This is a genomic window from Geomonas sp. Red32, from assembly GCF_023652955.1.
Lineage (GTDB): Bacteria > Desulfobacterota > Desulfuromonadia > Geobacterales > Geobacteraceae > Geomonas.
This window is the reverse complement of the sequence record NZ_JAKLOY010000003.1, coordinates 304531-317995: the sequence shown is the minus strand read 5'-3', so window position 1 is coordinate 317995 and position 13465 is coordinate 304531. Positions and strand designations below refer to the sequence as shown.

The following is a 13465-nucleotide window of genomic DNA, read 5'->3' as shown; positions in this document are numbered from 1 at the left end:
CAGCTCTCCCGGAGGCGCCATGACCTTCATCGCCGACCTGCACATCCATTCCCGCTACTCGCTGGCCACCAGCCGCGACCTCACCCCCGAATCGCTTTGGCGGTGGGGTCAACTCAAAGGGATCCCGGTGGTGGGCACGGGTGACTGCACCCATCCTGCCTGGCTCGCCGAGCTCGAAGAGAAGCTCGCGCCCACCCCGTCCGGGTTGCTGGCCCTGGCCGCGCCTCCCGGCCCGGCGGCCGTCCCCGCGAGCTGCCGCGGCGAGGTCCGCTTCCTCCTCTCGGGGGAGATAAGCTGCATCTACCGTAAATTGGGGAGGACCAGGAAAGTCCACTGCCTGGTCCACCTCCCGGATTTCGCTTCCGCCCACCGCCTCAATGCCGCACTCTCCCGCGTCGGCAAGCTCACCTCCGATGGCCGTCCGATCCTCAAGCTCGATGCCCGCGACCTCCTCGCCATGGTGCTGGACGCCTCCCCCCGGGGGCTCCTGATCCCCGCCCACGCCTGGACCCCTCACTTCTCCGTCTTCGGCCGCTCTTCCGGCTTCGATTCGCTCGAGGAGTGTTTCGGCGACCTGACCCCGCACGTGCATGCCATCGAGACCGGGCTCTCCTCCGACCCCGCCATGAACTGGAGGATCTCGGCCCTGGACGGCATCACCCTGGTCTCCAATTCCGACGCCCATTCACCCAGCAAGCTCGGCAGGGAAGCGACGGTTTTCAAGGGGGAGCCCTCCTACCAGGGCATCTACTCCGCCATCGTCAACGGGGACGGGGTGGATTCGACCATCGAGTTTTTCCCGCAGCAGGGGAAATACCACGCCGACGGGCACCGCCCCTGCCACCTGAGGCTCACTCCCGCGGAAACCGAGGCCGCCGGCTACCGCTGCCCGGCCTGCGGAAAGAAGGTCACCATGGGGGTAGAGCACCGCCTCGAACAGCTCTCGGACCGGCAGCCAGGCGAAAAGCCGCCGGGAGCTCCCCCCTTCCGGTCGGTCATCCCGCTGATTGACTTGATCGGCAGCGTGCTCCGGACCGGGACGGCCTCCAAAAAGGCGGAGTCAACCTACTTCAGGCTGCTCGAGCGAGTGGGATGCGAGTTCAAAGTGCTGCTGGAGGCGCCGCTTGAGGTGATCGAAGAAGCGTCATCGGCGGAGATGGCGGCCGCTATCGGCGCCATGAGGATGGGAGAGGTGGAGATCGAGGCGGGTTTCGACGGAGAGTTCGGGAAGGTGGTCATCAAGCCGCTGGGCCCCTGCCGGTAGCCCCGCATCCCCCCTCCCGGAACGGAAGGGGGGACCTGAACGGGAAACGGTTACTTCAGCAGTTCGTCGAAGCGCTTGGTGTCGGCGCCGACCACCTGCTGTCCGTTGATGTAGAAGGTCGGGGTCCCCTGGACCCCCATCTTTTTAGCCAGCGCCAGGTGCTCCTGGGCCAGCGCCTTGATCGCCTCGGTGGGGGGCTTGGCCCCGGCCGGGATCTCCTGTCCGAGCATCATCGCGTCGTAGGCCTGGACCTTGTTGTCCGCGCTGAGGATGTACTCGACCTTGGTGATCGCCTGGGGATGGGCCAGCGGCGAGAAGAAGATGTACTGGGTCACGTCGTTTCTCTTGGTGAAATAGTCGTAGGCCTTGCGGCAGTACGGGCAGTCGGGGTCGGTGAATTCGATCACCGTCTTCTTCCCGTCTCCCACCTTGACCGCCTTGTCCAGCGGCAGGTCTTTCACCAGCCGTGCCGAAAGGGCCCCGCGCCGCTCTGCCGTCTTGCTCTTCAGATCCTTACCGACCATATCCCCGATGATGACGAGTTGCTTGTCCGGATAATAGTAAAAGACGTTCTGGCCGGAATCGATCTCGTAGACGCCGGGGATCTCGCTGGGGAGCACCGCGTCGACGGTGGGGACCTGCGGGAAGGCCTCCCTCAGCGAGGCTTCCACCTTCTGGGTATCGGTTTTGGTATCGGCAGCCGCACACGGCAGTGCCGCCCCCGCCAGCAGCAAGAAACCGCAGAGCAATCCGGTCAACCTGCTTCGAAAGTTCATGCCAATCCTCCCTCTAGTCGTGTGAAGTATGAGTGACGGCCAATCGGCAGCCAGGTCCGCTACATTATCACAACCTGCCCCCATTTGGTCCATTCTTTAATCTCTTTCCTTAAAGTTTCCCCAATTGCCCCCGTTCCCCTCACGAAGCCGCGCCAATGCCGTCGCTAGCGGCGGTCGCCCGCCTGGAAAAAGGGGAGCAGCCGGTCGTAGGTCACCAGCAGTGCCTCGGGAACGACCCGGGTTCCGGCCACCACCGACATGAAGTTGTTGTCCCCGTTCCAGCGGGGCACCACGTGGATATGGAGGTGTTCCTCCACCCCGGCCCCGGCGGCCTTGCCGAGGTTGACCCCGATGTTGAAACCATCGGGGTTCCCCGCCTCGGCGAGGACGCGGCGGCAGAAGGCCACCCCCCTGAAAAGGGCCACCATCTCCTCGTCGGAAAGGGTGTCGAGGTCGCTGGTGTGCCTGACCGGCGCCACCATCACGTGTCCGTTCACATACGGGTAACGGTTCAGCATCACCATCACCAGCCCGGTCCGGTGCAGGATCAGCAGCTGCCGGTCGTCCCCTTCGCGGCAGAAGATACACTCCGGCTGTTTCGGCTCCGTGATGTACTCCATTCTCCAGGGGGCCCATAACCGCTCCATACCCATTCCTCCCGTTAGCGTCAATCTTTAGTAAAACAGCGGATGCCTCCCCTCCAGCACGGTTTTTCTTGGAAAACGGGGATTTCCGCAGCAAGCCGGTTTACATTTCTTTAAAACACCTGTTCTATTTTCGGGAAAACAACTTGACATGGTGGATCGATAGGTTTATTTATCCCTAAGTGCTCATCATGAGCCCCTCCTTCGACAACACTTAAGATTGTACCGGCTTCCACCGACCTGGTCTGCTTAATTTTATACTTATCCTCTTTTCCCAGACACTTCCCGGCCAGAATTCTCTTCTCGTTGGGCGGGAGCGTCTGTCGCATCAGCACATTTAATTCAGGAGGTAGCAATGGCGAAGAAAATTGATGCACTCGAATATCACTCCATGGGCCGCAAGGGAAAGATCGAGGTCGTTTCCACCAAACCGTGCCTAACCGCCCGCGATCTCTCGCTCGCATACACCCCGGGTGTTGCCGAGCCCTGCCTTGAGATAGAGAAGAATCCGGAAGACGCCTACAAGTACACCGCCAAGGGGAACCTGGTGGCGGTGGTCTCCAACGGCACCGCGGTGCTGGGTCTCGGTAACATCGGCGCCATCGCCGGCAAGCCGGTCATGGAGGGGAAAGGGGTCCTCTTCAAACGGTTCGCCGACGTGGACGTCTTCGACCTCGAGGTGAACTCGGAGAACCCGGACGACGTGATCAAGGTGGTCCAGCTCCTGGAGCCGACCTTCGGCGGCATCAACCTGGAAGACATCAAGGCTCCCGAGTGCTTCTACATCGAGGAAGAGCTCAAGAAGACCATGAACATCCCGGTCTTCCACGACGACCAGCACGGCACCGCCATCATCTCGACTGCGGCCCTTATCAACGCGCTCATGCTGGTGAACAAGAAGATCGAAAACATCAGGATCGTGGTGAACGGCGCCGGCGCGGCCGGTGTCGCCTGCGCGAACCTCGCCATCTCGCTGGGCGCGCGGCAGCAAAACGTCATGATGTGCGACACCAAGGGGATCATCTACAAGGGGCGCACCGAGGGGATGAACGTCTACAAGGAGCGGCTGGCGGTGGAAACCGAACTCCGCACCCTGGAGGATGCCATGAAGGGGGCCGACGTCTTCATCGGCGTCTCCGCCAAAGGGGCGGTCACCCCGCAGATGGTCCGCGACATGGCCAAGGACCCGATCATCATGGCGATGGCCAACCCCGACCCGGAGATCACCCCGGAAGAGGCACTCGCGGTCAGAAGCGACGTCATCATGGCCACCGGCCGCTCCGACTATCCCAACCAGGTCAACAACGTGCTCGGCTTCCCCTTCATCTTCCGCGGCGCCCTCGACGTCCGCGCCTCCACCATCAACGAGGAGATGAAGGCCGCCGCCGTCAGGGCGCTCGCCGAGCTTGCCCGCGAGGACTGCCCCGACTCCGTCTGCCGCGCCTACGGTAACGAAAAGTTCTCCTTCGGCCGCAACTACATCATCCCGAAGCCGTTCGATCCCCGCGCCCTTCTGAAGGTCGCCCCGGCGGTCGCCCAGGCCGCCATGGACTCCGGCGTGGCACGCCAGCCGATCGAGGACATGGAGAAGTACGTGGAGAGCCTGGAGGCCCTGCAGGGCAAGGCCAAGGAGACCATGCGCTTCATCATCAACAAGGCCAAGTGCGATCCGAAGAAGATGGTCTTCCCGGAAGGTGACAACGAGAAGATCCTCAAGGCCGCCTACACCATCGTCGAAGAGGGTATCGCCCAGCCGATCCTGATCGGCAACCGCGCCAAGGTGGAGGCCAAGATCGCCGAGATGGGGCTCGACCTCAACGTCCCCATCATCGACCCGGAAAATTCGGAGCTCACCGAGGGGTACGCTCAGGAGCTCTACCGCCTGCGCCAGCGCAAAGGGATCACCCTCTCCGAGGCCCGCAGGATCATCCGCAGAAAGTCCAGGAACCACTTCGGTTCCATGATGGTCCGCATGGGAGACGCCGACACCCTGCTCTCCGGTATCGACGCCCACTATCCGGAGACCATCAGGCCAGCCCTCGAGGTGATCGGGAAGCAGCCGCAGCTGACCGGCGTCCACGGTATGTACATGATGATCTTCAAGAAGGGGATCTACTTCATGGCCGACACCACGGTGGAGATCGACCCGACCGCCGAGGAGCTCGCCGAGACCGCCATCCTGGCCGCCGAGAAGGTGCGCCTGCTCGAGATCGAGCCGCGGGTCGCCATGCTCTCCTTCTCCAACTTCGGCTCGGTGAGCCACGAGCTGACCCTGAAGGTGAAAAAGGCGGTGGAGCTGGTCAAGCAGAAGGCGCCCGACCTCGAGGTGGAGGGCGAAATGCAGGCCGACACCGCGGTGGTCCCGGAGATCCTCACCAACTACTCCTTCTCCACCCTGACCGGGCCGCCGAACATCCTGATCTTCCCGGACCTCAACTCGGGGAACATCTGCTATAAGCTGCTGCACCGCCTTGGCGGCGCCGAGGCGATCGGCCCCATCCTCATGGGTATGAAAAAGCCGGTCCACGTCCTCCAGAGGGGCGACGACGTGACCGACATCGTCAACATGGCAGCCATCGCCGTGGTGGACGCCCAGAGCCAGGAATAGCCGGCCAGGTTTCCGCGCCAGAGCAAAAAGAAAGGGACCTCGCGAGGGGTCCCTTTTCTTATGCCGGTGGCGCAGCGACCGGGTAAAGGAGCGAAATCATGTGAGAGAACGGCCGATCTCCTTTTGGATATCTTTTCCCGGCCAATTCTGCTATAAATTGGGCGCTTACGCCGCCCAGGCAAGGCGGTAATTTAATTAGGAAGGATCTCTTCGTCCCATGGAAGACCACCTTCATGTTATGGAATTGGAGCCGGCCGCTCCCCGCAGCAACTACTTCGCCGCCGGTATCGCCCTCTCGCTGATACTCCACCTGGTTTCGACCGTCATCCTCGTCGGCCTCCCGAGCGGTCCCCGCGGCAGTGAGTCGGTCCACTACGTCGACCTCACCTTCCCGAGCCTGGCCGCTCCCCCCCCCGCAGCACCCGCCGCCCCGCCGGCACCTCCCGCCCCCCCGGCCATGGCCGAAAAAGCGGTCGCCGACGAGCCCGCCGCTCCCCAGGTAACCCCGCAGCCAGAAGCACCGCAGGCCGCCACCGCGACGGCCGCCGCGCCGCAGACCGCAGCGCCCCCGCAGGAGCAGCGTTCCGCCACCCCTTTCGGAATGGGACTTACCAAGGGATACTTCAAGAGTTTCGGCGAGGGAGAGACCCTAAGGCCCGGGGTGAAGGAATACTTCATCGACATGCTGCAGGGGATCAACGAGAAGTGGTGGGTGGATCAGAGCCTGGACAAGATGGCGATCATGCCGGTGCTGGTTTCGGTACGGATCGCGCGTAACGGCGAGATCGTGGCGGCGCAGCTGATGGCCAGCTCCGGCAACCGCCGCTACGACCGCGCGGTGCTGGCGGCCTTGCAGGCGGCCGGACCGCTCCCGCCGCTGCCCAAGAGCTTTCCGGGCGAATACTTCGAAGCGCCGCTCCGCTTGGTCCCTCCCCTCAACCTGATGGCCTGGTAGGATCAGGCCTCTTCCAGATCGAGATCGATCACGTCCAGCAGCTCCTCCCCGGTCAGGGCGAAGAGTCTCAGCGCCACGTCATGGAAGGTGGGATTGGTCGACTGCACCTCGCGGTACAGCTCCACCGCCCGGTCGATCTCTCCGGTGGTCTCCAGCAGGAAGGCGAGCTCGTAGCAGAGGGTGATCCGCTCGGCCCGGTTGAGGACGGTGAGGGAGAGACCCCGCTCCAGGAGATCCTGCGCCTGGTCGAACTCCCCTTTTTCGCGCCGGCAGACAGCCTGCAGCGTCAGGCAGTCGAGACGGCGCTGCGGATTGGCGGCCGCCACCTCGAACTCCTTGATGGCCTGGTTGTACATCCCCATCTCTTTGTAACCGACGCCGAGGTCGTAGTGGCTTTCCAGGTCTCCCAGGTCGAGGGGCACTCCCCCGGCTGCCTGCGGGTAGATCCCGGACCAGTCGCGGACGACGGGTTCCTCGGCGGCTTCCGTCTCCACCGGCTCTAACGGCCCTGCCCCTTCCAGCGACTCAACCGCCTCCAGCGACTCCGGCGACTGCACGGACTCCAGCGACTCCAGCGACTGCGCGGCTTCCAGCGACTCTACCGCCTCCAGCGGCTCCAGGGACTCCGCGGCGTCCAAAGAGCTCGCCGGTACCGGCAATTCCACCGACTCCAGCTCGCCAAGTTCGAGTTCGCCGAAGGGGGAAAGCTCTACCTCCTCGGCAACTTCCATCGCCGCAGCCTGTTCGGCGGCCGCCTCGGCCTCGGAAGATTCCTCCTGCGGCCATCCAGCATCGCCAAACGCCTCCCCCTCGCCCGGAAGCTCAAGGTCGAGTTCCAACTCCGCCCCTCCCAACGAGTCGTCAAGGGAGAGCTCCGGCAGTTCCGCTTCCGCCGCGGGGGTCTCGGGGGTGAACGGTTCGAAAAGGGACGGGGCCTCCTGCCCGCCGGCCGCCGGCTCTCCGAAGGCGGAAGGAAGCTCCTCGCCAAACGCCGAAGCAGGCTCCTGGGGAGCGGGAAGCTCCTCCGGCAGGTCCACCTCGCCGAAGGGACTGTCGGAGGAGAAATCGGGGAGCGAGAGCTCCATCACCGTCGACGGTTCGCTGGCAGCAGCCTCAGGGGTGGCCTCCTCGCCGAAATCGAGGGAGAGGGGGAGATCCGCCGGGGCCTCGGCCATGGGGGCGGAAGAAACCGCGGACTCGTCGTCGAGGTCGAGCTCGATCTCCTCTTCCCACGGGAACGCCGCGATGGCAGGTACTCCCTCGGCCACTGCGGGGGGCTCCGCGGGGGGAGCCGGCGGTTCGAAAAACGCGCTGGGGGCTTCGCTTTCCCCGCCGAAAGTGACGGCCATCTCGATTGCCGGACCCTGGTTAGCAAAGGGATCGGGTTCGGAGACGATGCCCGGGATCCCCTCGGTACCATTTGGCTCGCCGAATGCGGGCGGGACGGCCAACCCTTCGTCAAGCTTTGCTGCGGGAAGTTGACCGGCCGACCGATCGGGGGGCTCTTCCAGGGCGGCACCCGGGAAAAGCTCGGCCATCCGCTGGGAAATCTGCTGGACGGCCGCCTTGTCGCCGCGCGTCTTGAGCGAGGCCAAAAGAGAGGTGAAGGCGCCCTGGGAGCCCTGCTTGTCGCCGGTGGCGAACAGGAGCTCGGCGTGCTTCATCCGGGTGGCGGGATGCTCCCCGTCGAGCACCAGCATCTGCTCGAGGACCTTGACGGCCTCCCTCAGCGCGCCGAGCTTCTCGTACTCCGCGACCACCTGGCCGTACTCGGCGAAGGCATTGCCGATCAATCCCTGCTTGTGGTTGAGGGAAGCGATCTTCAGGGTAATGTCGAGGTTTTCCGGGGAGATGCGCTGGATCTGCTTGTAGACGGCGATGGCCTTGAGAAAGTGGGAGTTTTCGGCGTAGTGCTTGCCGATATCCTCGTACTGCGCGATCGCCTCCTCCTTGCGCGAATCGCGAACAAGCAGCTCGGCCAGCTTCTGCCGGTACCTGATCTCTTTCGGCTCGAGGGCAACGACCTGCTGGTAGTCCTTGATGGCCTTGTCGAGTTGTCCCTTCAGCATGAAGCGTTGGGCGCTCTCGAGATATTTCTCTTTTTTCGAAGCCAAGATGTGTCCCGTATCTCGTAGAAATAAGGTTTGTAAACTACATCCAAAGAGGGGGCGGTGTCAAGTCGCTTCCTGCCTGATTTCGCGGATAATCTCCCTAAGTCTCGACAGTTCTCCGGCGGTGAGTTCGCGGTCGCCATAGACGGCCCCGCCGTAGAGGGCGGCGAACTCCTTGACGCGCTCATCCCCCACCGACTCGGCCAGTTCGAAGAGCCCGCGCCCCCCACCGGACGCGTCCGGATAGCGCCGCGCCAGGACCCGCAGGAGACTGCGGAGGAGGCGCGCCTCCCTCCCCACTCCCCCCCTCAGGTACAAGGTCAAAAGGAGCGCCACCGCCCCGGCCGCAGCCGTCCACCATCCCGCCACCGGCAGCACTCCGCGGGGGAGCCGGAGGTCGCGCGCCCGCACCCCTGCGGTCCGCACCAGGGAGATCTGCTTTTCGAGGTCGTAGGTGATGACCGCCTTGTTCCAGTAGAAACCGAGGGCGTCGAAATACATCCTGAGCTCCCTTCCGGCGCTCCTGCCGCTGGCGAAGCCGCTCGACCAGGCACTGGGATCGACGGTCACCCACCCCCTACCCTCCTGGTAGACCTCCACCCAGACATGCGCCATGTCCTCGGTCACCACATAGTAGCCACCCATCGCGTTGTAGGTCCCCCCGCGGTACCCTCCCACCAGCCGGGCGGGCACCCCGGCAAGCCTCAAAAGGGTCGCGCAGGCGGACGCGAAGAGCTCGCAGTGCCCCCGCTTCTTGACGAAGAGGAAGGAATCGACGGCATCGGCCCCCACCGGAAGACCGGTGGTCGCGTAGGTGAGGCGCTGGGCGCGGAAGAAATCCTCCACCAGTTTCAGCTTTTGCACAGAGGAACCGCCCCGGGCCAATTCCTCCCCTTTGCTCCTTACCCTGGCCGAGACGGTGGCGGGGAGGCCGAGGTACTCCTCGCGGTCGATCCCCCCTGCCACCTTGAGAGCCCCGTAGGGAAAGGATACAGCCTGGTACTTAAGCCGCCGCTCCAACGGTGTCCGGGAGACGAAGACCTGGTCCCCCGCGGCCTCGTTGCGCACCCCCGAAAGGGAGGCCGGGATGTTAAGCGCCAGCAGGTAGGGGTTGCGCGACGGCTCGGGATAGATCTCCTGGCTTACCGGGAGCCCCTCCCCTACCCTGACCACCCGCTCGGCGGGAAGCGGGAGCCTGACCCAAGCGTCTCCCTTGAAACCGTTGAAGACGATCCCCCGCCAGTACAGTTGCTGGTCCGGCAGCTCCCGGCAGACCGCCCGGAGCACGGTCCCCTTCACGGAGGTGACCGAGGCGGCACTCCCGGGTTTGACGCTCTCGCTGAAGCCGGTTACGGTGGCGGCCGACGGGTTCATGAAGTTCCAGAGCGGGAACTGGGTGCGGGGGAGGATCACGAATAGGAAGAGGAGCATCGGGACGGAGACCACCGGCATGAGGAAGGAGACGGTCAGGGCCTTCCCGGCCTCCTGCCGCTCGAGGGCGATCTCCGGATCGTGAGAGTGGAAGGTCAGCACCACCAGGGAGAGGGCCAAAAGAACCAGGAGCAGGAGCAGGTAGCCCAGAAAGAGCGCCGAGAGGTTGTAGAGGGAGGAGGCGGCCAGGCAGAAGAGGGAGAGGGCGAAGACCTGCAGGTAGTTACGTCCGCTTCGCTCGCCGAGCATCCGGATCCCCAGGAAGACCACCAGCAGGTCGGCGGTCACCTGGATCAGGTTCTGGAGCGAGAAACGGGCTGCGAAGTAGACGAAGAGGAGCACGGATACCGCGGTCACCGCGCGGGGAGGGAGCACTTTCCCCTTGCGCTGCAGGATAAGCCCCACCGCCAGTGCCGCCGGGAAGAACCAGCGGGCCGACGGGTCGATGTACGCCTGCAGGGGGAGGTACCCCAGGAGGGCGATCACCACGGTCAGGATGCCGAGGATGGACTTAATCTTTACCATACAGCGCAAGCTCCGCGAGCAGTTTAAGGCGATGAGGTCTCGAGGTGGAGGGAGGTATCACCCGGTCGCCCAGCTTGAGCCCCACCGGCCGCCCCCCCTTCACCATCCGGTTGACCAGGTAGCAGCAAGAGGAAAGCCGCTCCTCCAGGGTCCGTCCCGGGACCCGGTCCAGTTCGAGCACCACCGGCCGGTCGGTGGTCGCGGTAAGCTCCTTCACCTTGAAGACCTCGTGCTTGGCCGACAGGCGCCAGTGGATCTGACGCAGCGACTCCCCTCCCGTGTAATCCGAAATCTTGGCGAGCTCCCCTTCGTACCCCTTCTGCGTGCTCTCCCCGAGCTGGCCGGCATCCGGCTTGCCGCTCCCGAAAAAGGTGCCGGAAGGGCGCGGGGTGGGAAACACGGTGAAGCTTTCGGCAACCGGGACGGTGCGGAAGCGGACGAAGAAGTTGACCGGGAAGGGTGAACTGATCAGGGCCGCCGAGATCGCGTGCCTTCCGCGTCGGTCGAAGGAGAGGAGCAGCGATCCCTGGTGGGTGCCGCGGCGGTCGACCATGATGAAGGGGGTGCTGTGGCCCGCCACCGTGATGGAGACCAGGAAGGAGGGAAGGAGGCGTTTGCTGTTCTCGACCGTCACCGAGGCGAGGGTCTCCATCCCGGCGTACAGCTCGTCCGGGACCTGGAATCGCACCGAGATGCCGCGGATGTTCATCCACCCCAAAAGCCCCGATGCCGCCATGAAGGAGAGCATCGCGGAGACGACGAGGTAGAGGAGGTTATTGCCGGTGTTGACGGCGGCGATGCCCAGCAGGATGGTGGAGGCGATGTACAGTCCTCCCCCTTTGGTGAGTTTTATGTGAGGGGAATCGGTATGTCCTTCAGTATCGCGTCTAATATCTGCTCCTTGTCCACCCCTTCCTGTTCCGGTCGGAAAATAAGCCGGTGGGCGCAGACCACCCGGGCCACCTCCTTCACATCCTCAGGGGCGACGAAGGCGCGCCCGTGCAGGTAGGCCGCCGCCTTGGCGGCTTCAACGAGGCCGATCCCGCCCCGGGTGGAGATACCGGTCAGGATGAGCGGGTGGTTGCGGGTGGCCTTCATGATCGCGTAGACGTAGTCGGTCACCTTCTCGCCGATGTACACCTTGGTCCGCACCGTCTCGATCGCTTCCAGGAGATCCTCGCGGCTGGCCATGGCCGGAATGTGGAGGATCTCGTCGCGGATGGAACCGTGCCTGAGGATCCCCTTCTCGGTCTCCTCGGGAGGATAGCCGATCCCGCTCCTCATGATGAAGCGGTCCATCTGGGACTCCGGAAGCGGGTAGGTACCGACCTGCTCGACCGGGTTCTGGGTAGCGAGCACCAGGAAAGGATCGGGGAGCTGGTAGGTCACCCCCTCCACGGTCACCCGGCGCTCCTCCATGGCCTCCAAAAGGGCGCTCTGGGTCTTGGGCATCGCGCGGTTGATCTCGTCGATCAGTACGATGTTGTTGAAGATGGGCCCCTTGATGAAGGTGAACTCCCCCTTGGTGCGGTCGAAGATGGAGAGCCCGGTGATATCGGAAGGGAGGAGGTCGCTGGTACACTGGACCCTGCCGAAGGAAAGGCCGAGCGCGCTGGCGAAGGCGAGCGCCATGGTGGTCTTGCCGAGCCCCGGGATGTCCTCGAGGAGGATGTGCCCGCCGGTCAAAAGCGCCATCAGGGAGAGGCGCAGGGCCCTCATCTTTCCCTGCAGATGCTTGCCCACCAGGGTATCGAGCACCGATACCATCTCGTCGCGTTTGGGTAAGGTTTCCAAAGGTTAGCCTCCGGGCAGTAATTTACTCATTATACCAGAGCCGGTGAAACATAGGAAAGGGGGCGCCCCCTTAGGAGCCCCCCCTTTCTTTGGCCTGGACTTTAAACTTTGTTCTGATCGATCCGTGTCATCCGTGGTCTATCGGTTTGCTCACTTTTACAGCTGCCCCATGAACTTGTGGGTCTGGGGAATCACCCTCACTTCCTTCAGCTGACCGGCCAGTTCCTGGAACTCCAGCATGCGGAGGGGCGACATGGGAATGGTGCCATCGTTCAGCGTCACCGGCTGCAGGATGAGCGGGATGGCCCGATCGATTCCGGCGATGATCTCGCAGGCCCGCTGGATCTCCCAATCCTCGGTGGTCTGGTCGATGACGACCTTGACGAAAGCCTTGGCCGCCGACGCGATGCGGAGAAACTCGCGGTGGTCGTCCCACAGCCCCTCGCAACCGGAGGCGGAAGGGAGCTTGATGTCCATGGCCACGTAGTCGAGATGCGGCATGAGGGGCTTGAGCACCGCGGGAAGGGTTCCGTTGGTTTCGAGGTGGATCGGGAGGAGCTTCCGTAACTGGGGGAGCCACTCGGCGAGGAAGGCGCCGTGGAGCAGCGGCTCGCCGCCGGTGATGCTGATCGAGTGGTGGATCCCCGGCCACCCGGCCGTCCAGCTCTCGATCAGGGTGAGCACCCGGCTGAAGCAGAGCGGGTTGGGTACCTCGATGAAGTCGCGACGTCCCGGGGTGATCTCGAGCTGGCAGGCGGCGGGCGGAGCGGTCATGCCGGGCGTATCGCAAAAGGCACAGGAGAGGTTGCATCCGGAAAAGCGGAGGAAGGCCTGCCGCATCCCCACCAGGATCCCCTCCCCCTGGATGGAGGAGAAGCACTCGACCATGGCGGCAGTGGCGTTCTTACTCATAGTAGCTCGCGGAAGCGAAATCGGATTCCCAGACGGTGACCATCTCGACCTTGACCTTGTCGCTGCCGAAGATCTTGGTGAGCTCGACGTACAGGTAGCGGGCGATGTTCTCCGACGACGGCGAGATGACAGAGAAGGGGGGAAGCTCGTTGAGGTACTTGTGGTCGAGGGTCTTCAACAGGGCGTTGGTCTCCCGCTTGAGGATCTTGAAGTCGACGCCGAGGCCGGCCTTGTCGAGCTCGTTGGTGGTGATGGAGACTTCGACCTTCCAGTTGTGGCCGTGCAGGTTCTCGCAGTCCCCCTGGTAGTTGATGAGGTTATGAGCGGCCGCAAAGGCGGTATGTATGGTGAGACGGTACATGGTTCCTCCAGCATTTAAAGAATTACGACGATTAAGCACTATAACACGACGGCAGGGCGAGTTACCAGCCCTTAGGGGCAGCTG

General features: G+C 63.6%; 12 protein-coding genes. 3 read left to right on the top strand and 9 right to left on the bottom strand.

What is annotated here, in order from left to right; translation table 11 throughout:
* Positions 1–19: 19 nt before the first annotated feature.
* Positions 20–1264, top strand: coding sequence for an endonuclease Q family protein (locus tag L4X63_RS10730; protein WP_250678621.1), 1245 nt, complete (start codon positions 20–22; stop codon positions 1262–1264).
* A gap of 50 nt (positions 1265–1314) precedes the next feature.
* Here the strand turns inward: L4X63_RS10730 and L4X63_RS10725 are convergent, their stop codons facing one another.
* From L4X63_RS10725 to L4X63_RS10715, 3 genes are all read right to left on the bottom strand, one after another.
* Positions 1315–2040 carry a DsbC family protein gene (locus L4X63_RS10725; RefSeq protein WP_250678620.1) on the bottom strand — a complete coding sequence of 242 codons (726 nt, stop codon included), beginning with the start codon at positions 2038–2040 and terminating at the stop codon, positions 1315–1317.
* 164 nt (positions 2041–2204) lie between these two features.
* Positions 2205–2687, bottom strand: coding sequence for an HIT family protein (locus L4X63_RS10720; protein WP_250678619.1), 483 nt, complete (start codon positions 2685–2687; stop codon positions 2205–2207).
* Positions 2688–2797: 110 nt separating this feature from the next.
* On the bottom strand, positions 2798–3013 hold the full coding sequence (locus L4X63_RS10715) for a hypothetical protein (protein ID WP_250678618.1): 216 nt from the start codon (positions 3011–3013) through the stop codon (positions 2798–2800).
* Positions 3014–3039: 26 nt separating this feature from the next.
* On the opposite strand from L4X63_RS10715, the gene L4X63_RS10710 reads away from it, so the two are divergent.
* Positions 3040–5292 carry an NADP-dependent malic enzyme gene (locus L4X63_RS10710; protein ID WP_250678617.1) on the top strand — a complete coding sequence of 751 codons (2253 nt, stop codon included), beginning with the start codon at positions 3040–3042 and terminating at the stop codon, positions 5290–5292.
* Between the two features lie 238 nt (positions 5293–5530).
* Positions 5531–6247 (top strand): energy transducer TonB, encoded by a 717-nt coding sequence (locus L4X63_RS10705; protein WP_250678616.1) that lies wholly within the window; start codon positions 5531–5533, stop codon positions 6245–6247.
* A 2-nt stretch (positions 6248–6249) separates the two neighbouring features.
* Here the strand turns inward: L4X63_RS10705 and L4X63_RS10700 are convergent, their stop codons facing one another.
* From L4X63_RS10700 to queD, 6 genes are all read right to left on the bottom strand, one after another.
* Positions 6250–8361: a hypothetical protein gene (locus tag L4X63_RS10700; protein WP_250678615.1), complete on the bottom strand. Its 2112-nt coding sequence runs from the start codon at positions 8359–8361 to the stop codon at positions 6250–6252.
* A gap of 60 nt (positions 8362–8421) precedes the next feature.
* Positions 8422–10314 (bottom strand): transglutaminase TgpA family protein, encoded by a 1893-nt coding sequence (locus L4X63_RS10695; protein ID WP_250678614.1) that lies wholly within the window; start codon positions 10312–10314, stop codon positions 8422–8424.
* Complete coding sequence (locus tag L4X63_RS10690; protein ID WP_284694581.1) at positions 10301–11062, bottom strand: DUF58 domain-containing protein; 762 nt, start codon at positions 11060–11062, stop codon at positions 10301–10303. The genes L4X63_RS10695 and L4X63_RS10690 overlap by 14 nt, the downstream gene beginning before the upstream one ends.
* A gap of 101 nt (positions 11063–11163) precedes the next feature.
* Complete coding sequence (locus L4X63_RS10685; protein WP_250678787.1) at positions 11164–12081, bottom strand: AAA family ATPase; 918 nt, start codon at positions 12079–12081, stop codon at positions 11164–11166.
* Between the two features lie 183 nt (positions 12082–12264).
* Positions 12265–13020: a 7-carboxy-7-deazaguanine synthase QueE gene (locus L4X63_RS10680; protein ID WP_250678613.1), complete on the bottom strand. Its 756-nt coding sequence runs from the start codon at positions 13018–13020 to the stop codon at positions 12265–12267.
* Positions 13013–13381, bottom strand: a complete 369-nt coding sequence (queD, locus tag L4X63_RS10675; protein ID WP_250678612.1) for a 6-carboxytetrahydropterin synthase QueD — start codon at positions 13379–13381, stop codon at positions 13013–13015. Before queD ends, L4X63_RS10680 begins: the two co-directional genes overlap by 8 nt.
* Between the last annotated feature and the right edge of the window lie 84 nt (positions 13382–13465).